The sequence below is a fragment of the Rhabdobacter roseus genome, from assembly GCF_014202275.1.
GTDB lineage: Bacteria > Bacteroidota > Bacteroidia > Cytophagales > Spirosomataceae > Rhabdobacter > Rhabdobacter roseus.
Genome location: NZ_JACHGF010000001.1, coordinates 101,269 through 114,339, shown reverse-complemented (window position 1 = coordinate 114,339; position 13,071 = coordinate 101,269). Strand labels below are relative to the sequence as shown.

Annotated in this window: 9 protein-coding genes; 3 read left to right on the top strand and 6 right to left on the bottom strand. The window is 58.0% G+C overall.

Annotation, left to right across the window (positions count from 1 at the left end; genetic code table 11):
* Positions 1–76: 76 nt before the first annotated feature.
* The 3 genes from HNQ92_RS00490 to HNQ92_RS00480 all read left to right on the top strand — a co-directional run bounded on the left by HNQ92_RS00490 (position 77) and on the right by HNQ92_RS00480 (position 5,391).
* Positions 77–3,505, top strand: coding sequence for an efflux RND transporter permease subunit (locus HNQ92_RS00490; protein ID WP_184169364.1), 3,429 nt, complete (start codon positions 77–79; stop codon positions 3,503–3,505).
* A gap of 172 nt (positions 3,506–3,677) precedes the next feature.
* On the top strand, positions 3,678–4,793 hold the full coding sequence (locus tag HNQ92_RS00485) for an ATP-binding protein (protein WP_425504270.1): 1,116 nt from the start codon (positions 3,678–3,680) through the stop codon (positions 4,791–4,793).
* Positions 4,794–4,881: 88 nt separating this feature from the next.
* On the top strand, positions 4,882–5,391 hold the full coding sequence (locus HNQ92_RS00480; protein WP_221307347.1) for a DUF6265 family protein: 510 nt from the start codon (positions 4,882–4,884) through the stop codon (positions 5,389–5,391).
* Positions 5,392–5,445: 54 nt separating this feature from the next.
* On the opposite strand, the gene HNQ92_RS00475 is transcribed toward HNQ92_RS00480, so the two are convergent.
* The 6 genes from HNQ92_RS00475 to HNQ92_RS00450 form a co-directional block, all read right to left on the bottom strand.
* Positions 5,446–7,131 (bottom strand): hypothetical protein, encoded by a 1,686-nt coding sequence (locus HNQ92_RS00475; protein WP_184169360.1) that lies wholly within the window; start codon positions 7,129–7,131, stop codon positions 5,446–5,448.
* The gene (locus HNQ92_RS00470; protein ID WP_184169358.1) at positions 7,128–9,335 is read right to left on the bottom strand and encodes a hypothetical protein; all 2,208 of its coding nucleotides are present in this window, start codon (positions 9,333–9,335) and stop codon (positions 7,128–7,130) included. Before HNQ92_RS00470 ends, HNQ92_RS00475 begins: the two co-directional genes overlap by 4 nt.
* Positions 9,332–10,513 (bottom strand): BatA domain-containing protein, encoded by a 1,182-nt coding sequence (locus HNQ92_RS00465; protein ID WP_184169356.1) that lies wholly within the window; start codon positions 10,511–10,513, stop codon positions 9,332–9,334. The genes HNQ92_RS00470 and HNQ92_RS00465 overlap by 4 nt, the downstream gene beginning before the upstream one ends.
* Entirely contained in the window at positions 10,513–11,379 is an 867-nt protein-coding gene (locus HNQ92_RS00460; RefSeq protein ID WP_184169354.1) for a DUF58 domain-containing protein, read from the bottom strand. The genes HNQ92_RS00465 and HNQ92_RS00460 overlap by 1 nt, the downstream gene beginning before the upstream one ends.
* Positions 11,380–11,447: 68 nt before the next feature.
* Positions 11,448–12,437 (bottom strand): AAA family ATPase, encoded by a 990-nt coding sequence (locus tag HNQ92_RS00455; protein ID WP_184169352.1) that lies wholly within the window; start codon positions 12,435–12,437, stop codon positions 11,448–11,450.
* A 5-nt stretch (positions 12,438–12,442) separates the two neighbouring features.
* Positions 12,443–13,060 carry a DUF4159 domain-containing protein gene (locus HNQ92_RS00450; RefSeq protein WP_184169350.1) on the bottom strand — a complete coding sequence of 206 codons (618 nt, stop codon included), beginning with the start codon at positions 13,058–13,060 and terminating at the stop codon, positions 12,443–12,445.
* Positions 13,061–13,071 lie beyond the last annotated feature (11 nt).

Genomic DNA, 13,071 nt, shown 5'->3' with positions numbered 1-13,071 from the left:
CAACGCGACTGTGAATGAGACTCTCAAACCGAATTACGGAAAGTACCCCTTTCCGATTCTTAATTAAAACCAAACTATGCAAGTAGATAATCATAAAACGATGGGCTTTACCAACTGGTGCGTAGAGAACCGTACGACGATCTACATCTTTACGTTCATCATTACGTTGGCGGGGCTTATGATCTACAACAACCTCCCCAAGGAACAGTTTCCGGACATTAAGATACCGCAGGTATACATCAATACGGTGTACTTTGGTACCGCTCCGGCCGACGTGGAGAATACCATCAACAAGCCCATCGAGAAGCAACTGAAGTCTATCTCGGGCGTGAAGCGGATCAAATCCAATGCCTTGCAGGATGTATCCGTGATCCTGGTGGAATTTAACCCCGACGTAGAAGTGTCAGACGCCCTGCAGCGGGTACGCGACGCCATCGACAAAGCCAAGCGCGACCTACCCCAGGAGCTCGACTCCGGCCCCACGGCCCAGGACGTGAACTTCTCGGAGTTTCCGATCATGAACATCAACATGGCCGGTAACTATTCCCTGAAGCAGCTCAAAGAGTACGCCGAAGACATGCAGGATGCCATCGAGGCCATGCCGGAAATCAGCCGTGTGGACATCGTTGGGGCTTTGAATCGCGAAATACAGATCAACCTGGACCTACCGCGGATGCAGGCCGCCGGACTTACCTTTTATGACATCCAAACCGCCGTACAGGGTGAAAACGTAAACGTATCGGGTGGTGAGCTCAGCGTTGACGGCGTGCGCCGTACGTTGCGCGTCAAGGGTGAATTTAGCGAAATGAGCCAGATCGCCAACCTGCGCATTCGCACCAATACCGGGGCGGTACTACGCCTGGGCGACGTGGCCGAGGTACAGGACAGCTTCGAGGAGCAGCAGGATTTTGCCCGCCTCAACAACAAAACCGTCGTGACGCTCAACGTCATCAAACGGGCCGGGGCCAACTTGATCGAAGCATCGGACCGCATCGAGGCCACCATTGCCGAATACAAGGAAACGCGCTTTCCTCAGGGGCTGGATATTCTCATTACGGCCGACCAGTCCGAACGTACCCGCGCCGACCTCCACGAGCTCATCAACACCGTTATCCTGGGCTTCATCTTTGTGGTACTCATTCTGATGTTCTTCATGGGCGTGGGCGACGCCATCTTTGTGGGGCTTTCGGTGCCGCTGTCGGCGCTGGTGGCGTTTGTGCTCATGCCCATTATCGGGCCCATTGTGGGCACGGCCTTCACGCTGAATACCATCGTGCTCTTTGCGTTCCTGCTGGGAATCGGGCTGGTGGTAGATGACGCCATCGTGGTGATCGAAAATACCCACCGCTTGTTTAACCAACACAAAGACTGGCCCATTCAGAAGGCCGTCAAAGTAGCGGCCGGGGAGGTATTCGTGCCGGTACTTTCAGGTACCCTCACCACCATCGCGCCCTTCTTTCCGCTGCTGTTCTGGCCGGGTATCGTCGGGGATTTCATGAAGTTCCTGCCGCTTACGCTCATTCTTACGCTCATGTCGTCGTTATTTGTGGCTTACGTCATCAACCCGGTGTTTGCCGTGTCGTTTATGAAACGCCACGACGACACCAAGAAAGAGCACGATACCAGCTTCAAGGCTATTCGCCGCCCGCTGATTGTACTGGGTGCAGCCGCGCTGATCGGGTACCTGATCGACCGCGGTATCGGCAACTTTATCCTGTTCATTCTGGCGCTGTACGTCTTTAATTACTACATCCTGACGCCCAAAATCCTGGTTCGTTTTCAAGATCGGTTCTTACCCGCCCTGCGCGACAACTACCGCAAGCTCATTACCTGGCTGATCAAAGGCTGGCGGCCCGTGGTAGCCATTGCGAGCATGGTAGTACTATTGGTCTTTACTTTCGTGCTGACGGGCATCGTGCAGCCTAAGGTTATCTTCTTCCCCAGCGGCGACCCTGACTACGTGTACGTTTATAACGAGCTGCCCATCGGTACCGACGCCCGCGTCACGGACTCCGTCACGAAGGTGATCGAGAAAAAGGTATTCGCGGTATTGGAGCAAAACGACGCCATGGGCATGGTCAATTCCGTGATTTCCAACGTAGGGAAAAACGCCGGTGACCCTAGCAACCCCGACCGCGCCGCCACGCCCCACAAATCCAAGGTGACGGTGGCCTTTGTGAAGGGCGAAGACCGGGATGGCCGCTCTAGCGAAGAGATTCTCATTAAAATACGGGAAGCACTGGTAGGTATTCCGGGTTCGGAGATCTCCGTGGAGCGCGAAGCCAACGGCCCTCCTACGGGTAAGCCCATTGCCATCGAAATCTCGGGCGATGAGTTCGATGTACTCCAACGGCTCGAAAAGCAGGTACTTCAGCAAGTACAGGCTTCGGGAATCGAGGGAATCGACCAGCTACGGTCCGACCTCGTCACCAACAAGCCCGAAATTACCATCAACATCGACCGCGAAAAAGCCCAGCGCGAGGGCATCAGCTCCCAGCAGATTGCCTTTGCCGTGCGGACCGCGCTCTTTGGTACCGAGATCTCCAAGTTCCGCGATACCGATGACGAGTACCCCATCATGGTTCGGCTCAAAAAAGCAGACCGCGATCAGATCGAACGGCTCCTGAGCATGAATATTGTGTACCGGGACATGAACTCCGGCGGGGCATTGCGCCAAGTACCTATTTCGTCGGTAGCCAACATCAATTACTCGACTACCTTCAGCCAGATCAACCGCAAGGATCAGGAGCGGATCGTTACGCTCAGCTCCGACATACTACCCGGCTATAACGCCAACGAGATCGTAGCCCAGATACAGCAAGTAGTGCAAGACATCGACGTACCCAACGGCTATACCGTAAAGATGGGAGGCGAGCAGGAAGACCAGGAAGAGTCAATGAACTTTCTGGTGGGAGCCTTTGGCGCGGCCATTCTGCTGATCTACCTGATCCTGGCCACGCAGTTCAACTCCGTCGTGAAGCCTCTGATCATTTTCTTTACCATCCTACTCTCGCTCATCGGGGTACTTTTAGGTTTCATTATTTTTGACAAGACCTTCTCGGTCATCATGTCCGGCGTCGGGATCATCGCCCTGGCGGGGATTGTGGTCAAGAACGGGATTCTGCTCATCGAGTTCATCGACGAGCTTCGCGAGCGCGGGTATTCCCTGCGCGAGGCCATCATCGAAGGCGGTGCCATCCGGCTCAACCCCGTACTACTCACGGCTTCCGCCGCGGTACTCGGGCTCATTCCGCTGGCGCTGGGCTTGTCGATCGACTTCGTCGGACTGTTCCGTGACTTTGCGCCCAACATCGCCCTGGGTGGCGACAGCGCCGTGTTCTGGAACATCCTGGCCTGGACCATCATCTTTGGCCTTACGTTCTCGACCGTCCTCACCCTCGTGATCGTGCCGTGTATGTACTACGTCAACGAGCGCGTACGCGATAAGTGGTTCCGGAAAAAGAAAGTCGTGGAAGAGGAAGAAGTGGCCGTCGAAACCATCTGACCTTTCCCTTTTAAATATAGCCTTTTTGGTTAAATCCCAACAGCCGCCCGGTACTTCCGGCGCGGCTGTTTTTTGGTATAAACTGTAAATTGCGTCAACGTAATGACTGAATTTGGCTAAATTGCGTCAACATACTGACTGAATTTACATTTTTATGGAAGTAGATCGTCTTTTGAAAAAAAATATTCTGGATTCGCTTCGGCCCAATAAGGTAAATATCCTGGTAGGTACCCGGCGGGTAGGTAAAACCCACTTGATCCAAAAAATAGGCCGGGAAGTACCTTACAAGCTACTTGTGCTGGAGGGAGAAGATGTGCAGGTACAGGCTTTGCTCGCTGAGCGCAGCGTGGCCAACTACCAGCGGATACTGGCTGGAGTAGAACTGCTGATCCTTGATGAAGCCCAGGCCATTCCGGAAATTGGGAAAATCCTGAAATTGATCGTGGACCACCTTCCGGGCATACGCGTGCTGGCTACGGGCTCGTCGGCCTTCGACCTGACCCAACGCTCGGGTGAGCCGCTGACGGGGCGCGCCTACTTTCATTATTTGTATCCCATCGCACAGCAGGAACTGCGTTCCTACGAAAATCCTTTTCAGGTACTTCAAAACCGGGAGGAACGCCTGCTGTATGGCGGGTATCCTGAATTATTTCAACAAACTACCCCCAAAGAAAAAGAGCTGTATCTGCGAGAGTTGGTGCAGGCGTACCTACTAAAAGATATTCTTGCCTACGAAGGCATACGCAATGCCGACAAAGTGAAAGATTTGCTGCGGCTGGTGGCCTTTCAGGTGGGAAAAGAGGTGTCGATGGATGAGCTGGGCAAGCAATTGCAACTTAGCAAAAATACCGTCGAGAAGTACCTGGATCTATTGACGAAAGTATTCGTGCTCCGCAAAGTGGGCGGCTTCAGCCGGAACCTGCGGAAAGAGGTGACCAAAACAGCCCGCTGGTACTTTCAGGACAACGGCGTACGAAACGCCGTCCTCAACGACTTTCGGCCGCTGGCCTTGCGTACGGACGTGGGAGAACTGTGGGAAAACTACCTCGTCAGCGAGCGGATCAAGTACCTCCACTACGCCCAGCGGCAGCCCGAGTACTATTTTTGGCGTACCTATGACCATCAGGAAATCGACTGGCTGGAATATGAAAATGGACAACTATCCGCCTTTGAGTTTAAGTGGAAAGCCGAGCAAGCCAAAGTACCCAAAGCCTTTGCAACCGCGTACCCCGACGCCTCTTTTCGACTCATCAACGCCACCAACTATTTAGCCTTCATTGGCGGGTAGACCGGGTACCTACGGGTACTTTTGGCAGGTACTGGCGCAATTGAAATTTCTTTAACTTGCGCCCCCACTTATCAAACCCCAAACCTTTATGCAGATACTGACGCGCCGCCTGTTTTTTTTCGCCCTGGTACTTATGGGTACCTGCACCCTGGCCCATGCCCAAAGTACCCCTAAAAAAGGTACCCTGGCCGACATCAGCTTCCTGGATGGCCGCTGGCAGGGTACCTACAACGGAGGCCCCATCGACGCCGCCTGGACTGCCCCGGCCGGCAACAACGTGGCGGGTTTTATCCGGATGATGAAAGACGACAAAGCCACCCTCTACGAAATATTTGCCTTCGAGCAGGGCGAAAACGGCCCCGTAGCCATGGTGAAGCACTTCCGGCCGGGTATGATTTCGGTGGAGGAAAAAGAAGTGGCCGACCGCTACCGTTTTATAGAAGCTAAGAAAGGACAAGCGCTGTTTGAAAAAGACGACGCCTCCGTCCGGATCATTTACGAGCTCCGCCGCCCCGACCAGCTGGTAATTCAGCGCGGCAAGTCCGAAGGCGGCCAGTGGGCTTTCGTGGATCTTTTCGTCTTCAATCGGATTAAATAAAGTACCTTTTTGAAAGGCCGCGTAGGGAAGGTACTTTACCGTGAAGTACCTTCCCTACGCTATTTTGGGCTCTACCCACAGGGCCGTCAGGCAAGTAATGAGCAGTAGGAGCCAGGCCCAACCCGGCAGGCGCTGCCCCGACGGCTCGGCCGGGGCTACTAGCCCTGCGCCCACGGTGGGCTGCGCCCGCAGGTACCCGGCCAGGCGCGCGAAGGATGCTACGCTACTGCTGCTATCCACGTAGATTTCCAGGGAGTCGGCCAGAGGTACCCAGCCCGCCCGGCCAAAGAGGTACTTCACTTCCGCCGCCCTCGGGTTGATGGGCGAGTGCCTCAGCGGCACCGTATCCTGCCCGATCGTTACCGCCTCAGGTACCTGCCCGAAGTTCGTGAACGCCAGGCGTCCCTCCTGCCGGGCGAGCAGCGGAGCGTCGACGGCGATGTGGTCAGCAAAGGCGGGCTGCACCCTGGCCAGCAGGCTCAGCCACAGCCGCTCGTAGGCCAGGCTGTCGCCGCTGAGCCGCAGCGGAAAGGTTTCGGTCAGCAGGCTTACGGCCAGGGTACCTTCCCGCTTCTGGACCGCCACGGGGTAGCCAGGTACCTGGCTTTGTCCCAGGCGGGTGGTGAAGGCGTAGGGCAGGGCCAGCAATTCTTTCTGGATAGGTACCGTAGCCTCACTGGAAATTTGCTTCAGGGCAAAGGTACTTCCCAGGGCGCGGTTGATGGCGGGTACTTCGGCTTGGGGCTGGGTGAGGTTGAAGAAAACCACGCTCTTGCCCGCCGTCAGGGCGCGCTTCACGCGCGCGTCGGAAGCGTGGGCCGGGTCGGTCAGGATCACGTCGGGTACCTTGGCGCTGCTGGCGGAAGCATTGATCGTAACCTCGCTCTGAATGCCCCGCGACACGCTCGTACTCACCCGCACCGTATGGCCCTGCCGCCCCAGCCACTCGGCCAGCGTGCGGCTTTCGAAGTCGGGACTACCCAGTACCAGCAGGAAGTGAAGCGGCGGCACCGGGCGCGTGAAGAAACGGAGCGAGTCCAGTACTTTTTCACCCAACGTAAGCGCTACCGTGCTGCGTCCCTGCGCGAAGGCGGGAAATTCGAGCGCGAAAGGCTGCTGCCCCGCGGGTACTTCCAGGCTGTCGAGCGTGCGCCCGGCGTAGCGTACGGCCAGCCACTGCCTGCGGGCCGACTGCACCACGCCCGTAACCCGCTGAAGCTCGCCCTGCCGCAGCAGGCCTTGCCAGTGCAGCGCGGAGGGCTGGTCGTCGGGGTAGTAAGGTACCCAGGCCAGGCGGCTCAAAGGTACCTGGCTCAGCATTGTTTCCGAAAAGCCCTGCCCTACCAGCGTCACCGAATCGTAGCGACTGGCCTCGACGAGGGGCTTTCCAAGCGACTCTTCGAGGGACTCGCTGAATTCGTTTTCGCTGAGGAGCTTTTTCACCCCCAAGCTATCCTGTATTTTTCTTTTCCAGGCCGAAGGTACCACCTCGCTTACCACCCAGGCGTGACGGGCCGTATCGCGGCGCGGCCAGGCGGGCTGGAGCAGGTACCCTGCCAGCACCAACACCAGCAGCCCGTGCAGGGTACTTCGCACGGCTTTGCGGCGGCTTGAAAGTACCTTGCTCGTAAAAATCTTGTACAAAGTACCTACCAAAAGTACCCCCAGAAGTATGCCCACCAGCCAGCCGACGGGCGCGTAAGTACCTGAAATTTCCGCGCGGGGATCAAACGTAATCATTGCAAATGACGCCAGAAAGCTTGTTGGAGTTTGGGTTCGGCCGTCTGCGGGGCTGTCGTGGGGCTGGGGTCGCTGCCCCGCACCAGGCCGTAGAGGGTACGTTGGAGCTTCTCTTTTTCGGGAGCCGAAAGTACCTGGGCGCTGGCTATTTTTTGCAAAGTACCCAGCAGAGCCCAGTCGGGCGGCCCGCTGCTCCGCGCCTGCTCACTGAGCTCATGGCCCAGCTGCTGTACTTGCTGCCGCTGCGCCGCCGAGAGGGTAGTCAGCTCCAGGTAGCCCAGTACTTTGGCTGCCCGCTCCCGCACGGGCTGGGGGAGGTAGCGACGCTCCTGGCTTAGGCGCGGGTTAATTTTGCCGAGCTCGCCCGTGAGGCGCTTTTCCTTTTCTTTGAGCGGTGGCGGATCGTACCCACTTTTCTTGACGTAGGCGCGGGATTTCTGTTGGACAATCTTGAGGTACTCCAGTGCCTTTTGCTCGTAGGGCAGCGCCTGCTCCGGCTCGTACATACGCAGGTGCAGCTCCGACTGCCACATTTGCTCCAGCGCCATTTTCAGCAAACTACGGGTCGATTGTTCGTAAAAAGTATTGGTCTCGGCGTCGTCGTGCGAGTGAATGTACTGCTCCATGAGGGCCGCCAGCGGGTCTTTGTCGTCGCTACCCGCGGCCGGCGCGTGGTTGTGGGCGTGCGCGTGGCCGTGATCGTGCCCGTCGTGCTCCACTTCGCTGTGGTCGGAGTCGTGCGTGAAGGCTTTCAGGTTGGCAAAACCCGCCACCACGTCGCCCTCGCCGTCGGTAGGCAGGGCGTTGCCCCCACCGATGGTCGTTTCAAATTCTTCACCCAAAAACTGCCCGTAGCGCAGCCGAAGTACCTTTTGGTCGAAACCGATCTCGTTAGAGATATGGTTAAATTCCTTGGTACTTATTTTTTTGCGCCGCGCCAGCAGCTTTTCGGTGTCGATGATGATCTGCCGCTGGCTGCGGAAGTACTCGGGCATCACGTTCACGGCCATCGTGGCTAGTTCGGCGTCGGCCAGTTGGGCGGTGTCTTTATAGACCACAAAGTAGGTATCAGATTTGGTAAAATTCCCCTCCGGCTGTTTATTGTCGAGGGCCGCCCAGTAGTAGTAAAGCTCGTCGCCGGGCGCAAAGCCGAGCGCTTTCAGGTCGATGTTTTTGGTCAGGGTACTTTCTTTAAAATTGGTTTTATCCAACGGAAACCGTACCTCCCGAAACTTCACGTTCTCGCCCGAGCCCCGCGCCAGCGTAGCCACGATGAACGCCTGCTGCACGCGGAAGTCGTCCGAAATCCGGGCCGATACGCGCATCGTTTTCGGATCTTTCAGCAGGTGGTACTGGTACAGCTCCTTGCTGGCGGGCTCGATCTTGGGCGGCAGGTCGGGCTGCGCTTCCAGCTGGTAGTAGTCCGACTGGTACACCAGCGAGTCGTCCCGGTAGGCGCGCAGCGCGTAGAGCCCCGAGTGCAGCAGGCGGTCGGCGTAGGTAAAGTACCCCTCGGCCCGGCGGAAAGGTACCTCCGCGCCGCGCTGGTTGGTGAGCCGTACCGACAGTCCCTCCGGTGCGTTGAATTGCAGCCGCCAGGTGAGCTGGGAGCCCACGATCGCCGCCGCGTTCAGCTCGGAGGTACTGGTGCCCGGTAGGCCCGTATAGGCGGGAGGCTGCACGCTCAGCCTCGCTGATTGCAGCGCCACGGCCACCGAGCGGGGTATCTGGGGTACTTTCGTTTCCTGAATTTGGTTTTCGGTCTTGGCCGCCGGAGCGGCTAGGAGCTTAGGCAGGAAGTAGTAGGTACCCAGCGCCAGCAACAGCAGGGCTCCGTAGGCCGGAAGCTGCGCAAAAAGGACCGTCGGCGTAGGTACCTGGGCGGCGCGCGCGCTCAGGCGCTGTAGCTGGAGTTGCTCGGCCAGGTTGAGTTCTTTTTTGGTCAAAAGCTCCAGGCTATACTCGGTACCTTCCACGCGCTGGTGGAGGAGCGAAATGGCCACCGGTTTTTTGTTTTGGTACATTTTGGTCAAAAAAATACCACTGATCAGCCCCAGTGCCGCCACGCCCAGCGCCAGCCCGACGGAGGTACCCAGCGCCAGGGTCAACAGAAAAACCGACCCCGCCAGCAGCAGGCAGCGCAGCAGGGCGTTGAGGTAGAGCTGGTAGCTCACGGACGTAATCAGGCGCTGTAGTTCGTTCATGCGTTTCGGGTTAAAGCCAGCCATCGTTCTACCCAAAGTACCCCTAAAAACACAAGCCAAAGTACCCCTTGTGGCAGGGCTGAGGCGGGCCGGGCGGATTGCGGAGCGGCCACAAACAACGTGTTTAATTCTTGCGTACTCAAAGGTACCTCCGCCGCGGCAAGCCCCCAGTGGCTCAGCAACTGCTGCCCGATCCACTCGGGTAGTTGTCCGCTGGCCACCAGCGCCGAAGCCTCCGGGGTGAGCCGCTCGGGCCAGTGTATGCGCGCGGCCTGGGTACTTAGGGAAGCTTCTCCCGTAACGATGTAGAGCGTGGCGGGCGTTTGTGGGTTGGGTATTTTTTGGGTAAAAATCAGATCGTACTTGGCCTCGCCACGGGCCGAGGTATGTACCGTAATGGGTAGCGTATACACCTCCGCCAGCGCGCGCAGGGCCGCTTCGAGCGTGGTGCGCTCCTCCGGGTCGAGGTCAGCCAGCAGCACGCGAAGCTCGCCTTCATGAACCGGCTTGCCCGTACCCGTGGGGGTACTTGCTACCTCCAGGCGGTTGGCGTCCTGGATGTAGAGCGCCCGGTCGGCGTCCAGCGCCCAGTAGGGGATCGGGCGGGGCGTCAGGGAGTCGAAAGCGGTGTGTAGCTGGTAAGGCGCGGGTACTTCCAGGCGGGGCCAGGCGGCCAGCGGCCGGTTGTTAAGCAGGTACAGGTGCAGCTCCGCCGGTTGCGAACGAAACGTATTCAGCGCCGCCTGAAGTACCTGGGGCGAAAACGAAGCCGAAGTAGGCAGGGGGCTAAGCGCCTCGGCGGCCTGCGGCGGCGCGGCGATCCAGTAAAGGGCTTCCCCCTTTTTCAGGGCTTCTTCCAGTTCAAAGCGGAAGTTATCGGTCAGGAAAGCGTCAGGCTGCACCAGGTGAATCTTCGTAGGGGTACTTGCCGTACTTTCTTTTGAAAAAAAGGGCTCACTAAGCAGCAGCGCCAGCAGCACAATAAGCAGGCAACGCAGCAGCAGTAGCAAGAGCTGGTCCAGCCGCAGGCCGCGCCGGGGTTGCTGGTTTTTTTCGCTAAGCCACTGGGTAGCTGCCCAGGCCAGTACGGTCCCTTTCTTCTGGTGCCACAGGTGAATCACGACGGGAATGGCCACCGCCAAAGTACCCCAAAGCAGGTATGGTTGCAGAAATTCCATCAGGGGCTTCGTCGGGCTAAAAAGGTTCTTAATACGGGGGCCAGGGGCTCGCCCAGCCGCACCCGGAGTAGCTGCACGTGGGGGCGCTGGAGGGCCAGGTCGAGGTTTTGCAGGTACTCCAACGCCTGTTGGCGGAAGTGCTCACGCACGGCCTCGCCCTGTACTTCCACGGGGCGGCCCGTTTCCAGGTCTTCGAAGCGGTAGAAACCCCGCAGGTCGAAGTCCGTTTCCTGCTCACCCAATACCTGAAAGATCACTACCTCCCGGCGCGGCCCCGCCAGGGCCTGGATCAGGCGTAGCCATTCGTCGCCTGCTTGTAAAAAGTCCGACACCAGGATCAGCAGCTCTTTTTGCCGGGTTTGCAGGTCGGGAAAGCGCGGGTCTTCGTGGCGCCAGGGACCACTGGCCTCGGCTTTCTGGAGCGCCGCCAGTATTTTCTGAAACGCCTGCTTGCCCGCCGGTACCAGCGGCAGCAGACCATCCTGCCGCAGGCCGTACAGGCTCATGGCGTCGCTTTGGCGGTAGCCCAGGTAGGCCAGCGACGCCAGGATCAGCTTGGCGTAGTCGAGCCGGGTTACGCCCGCTTCGGCGTAGTTCATCGAGCCCGACAAGTCCAGCAAAAAGCGCAGGTGCAGGCTACTTTCCACGGCCGACTCCCGCACCAGGTGTTTTTGGGTACGGGCGTAGAGCTTCCAGTCGATACGCTTGGGGTCGTCGCCGGGCTCGTAGTGGCGGTACTGCTCAAACTCCACCCCCACGCCCGCCCGGCGGCTGCCGTGAATGCCCAGCAGGAGCTCGTCGCTGATGAGCTTACCGGCCAGTTGCAGGTTGTTGAGTTTGACCAAATCCGTCGTCCGAAACGCCATGCGCTGTTTGCTTTGCTATGCACCAAGGTACTTGTCTTTGGTACAGGTACTTTTGCCGCTAAAAATTCCTAGAGTTTCATTTCTTTTACCAGTGCTTCAATGACCCGGTCGGGCGTGATGCCTTCGGCCTCAGCCTTGAAGTTGAGCGCGATCCGGTGGCGTAGCACCGGAAAAGCCAGCGCCCGGATGTCGTCGGGTACGACGGCGAAGCGCTCGTGCAGTACGGCGTTGGCCTTGGCACAAAGTACCAGCGCCTGCCCCGCCCGCGGACCCGCGCCCCAGTCGCACCACTGCTTCACGAAGTCCGAAGGAGTACCTTCGGGGCGGGTGGCCCGCACCAGTCGGTTGATGGCCCCCAGCAGCTCGTCGCTGATGTGTACCTGCCGGGTGAGGCGCTGTAGGTCCAGGATCTGTTCGTCGGAAAGTACCGTATTCAGCACGGGGCGGTTAGTGCCGGTGGTGGAGCGAAGTACCTGCAGCTCTTCGGTTTCGGAGGGGTAGTTGAGCTTGATATACAGCAGGAAGCGGTCCAGCTGCGCCTCGGGCAAGGGGTAGGTACCTGCCTGCTCGATGGGGTTTTGCGTGGCAATGATGAAAAAAGGACGGGGTAGGGGGTAATCTACGCCCGCGTAGGTCACGCGTCCCTCCTGCATGGCTTCCAGCAGGGCTGCCTGGGTTTTGGGCGGCGTACGGTTGATCTCGTCGGCCAGTACCACGTGGGCAAAGAGCGGGCCCTGGTTGAACTTAAAAAACTTCCGCCCCGTCTCGTGGTCTTCTTCCAGGATCTCGGTCCCGACGATGTCGCCCGGCATGAGGTCGGGCGTAAACTGAATGCGCTTGAAATCCATCGCCAGGGCTTCGGCGGTCGTCTTCACCATCAGGGTTTTGGCCAGGCCCGGTACGCCCTCCAGCAGGCAGTGCCCGCCCGCCAGCAGCGCGATGAGCATTTCGTTGAGGGCTTGCTGCTGCCCCACGATCACTTTTCCGATTTCCTGCCGCAGTTGGGGTAGTTGGGCCACTAACTGTTGGTAATGGGCTAATTCCTGGTTCTTTTCCAATGTTGTTAGGCTGTTAAGGCATACATCACTAGGTTGACGCCGAACTTGGTGTTGTCTTCGGCGAGCCAGCGTTTGTTGCGAAAATCGTAATCCCACTCGCAACCGTAGTCTTTATTGCTGTAAAGTACCCCGATGCGGCCGTTGATCAGGATGGCTTTGAGGTAGTCATGCACGAGGTCATCGCCCCAGCCATTGAGCTCGAAGGAGGTCGTGGGCGGACCGTCTTTGAACTCAAAAAAGCAGGTGTAGAGCGGGTGGTCGTTGGGAATTTTCTGGAGCGCTTTGGGGCCAAAGGTACGGGCCATTTCCTGCTCGAATGATTTGGCAAAGAGGCCGTCGATGTCGTGGTTGCAGTCGTCCACAAACACAAAGCCGCCGTTTTGTACGTAGGTCTTGAAGGTTTCGCGCTCCTGGGTCGAAAACTCCACGAGCTTGTGCCCGCTCAGGTAGCAGAAGGGGCTCCGGTAGATTTCGCTGCTGCCCAGCTTCACCACCTTTTCCTTTTCATCTACGGGTAGGGTAGTGTATTCTACCAGCGAATGCAGCAGGTTGGAGGGCATGCGCTGATCCGTATCCCAGTTGCCGGAATTATATTGAAGTCGGGTGAAAAAGAAAGGCTTCAAAAGTGGGTATT

Excerpts from the sequence above, each read along its gene's own strand:
- HNQ92_RS00490 (WP_184169364.1), top strand. The coding sequence starts at position 77 with ATGCAAGTAGATAATCATAAAACGATGGGCTTTACCAACTGGTGCGTA.
- HNQ92_RS00480 (WP_221307347.1), top strand. The coding sequence starts at position 4,882 with ATGCAGATACTGACGCGCCGCCTGTTTTTTTTCGCCCTGGTACTTATG.
- HNQ92_RS00475 (WP_184169360.1), bottom strand. The coding sequence starts at position 7,131 with ATGATTACGTTTGATCCCCGCGCGGAAATTTCAGGTACTTACGCGCCC.
- HNQ92_RS00470 (WP_184169358.1), bottom strand. The coding sequence starts at position 9,335 with ATGAACGAACTACAGCGCCTGATTACGTCCGTGAGCTACCAGCTCTAC.
- HNQ92_RS00465 (WP_184169356.1), bottom strand. The coding sequence starts at position 10,513 with ATGGAATTTCTGCAACCATACCTGCTTTGGGGTACTTTGGCGGTGGCC.
- HNQ92_RS00460 (WP_184169354.1), bottom strand. The coding sequence starts at position 11,379 with ATGGCGTTTCGGACGACGGATTTGGTCAAACTCAACAACCTGCAACTG.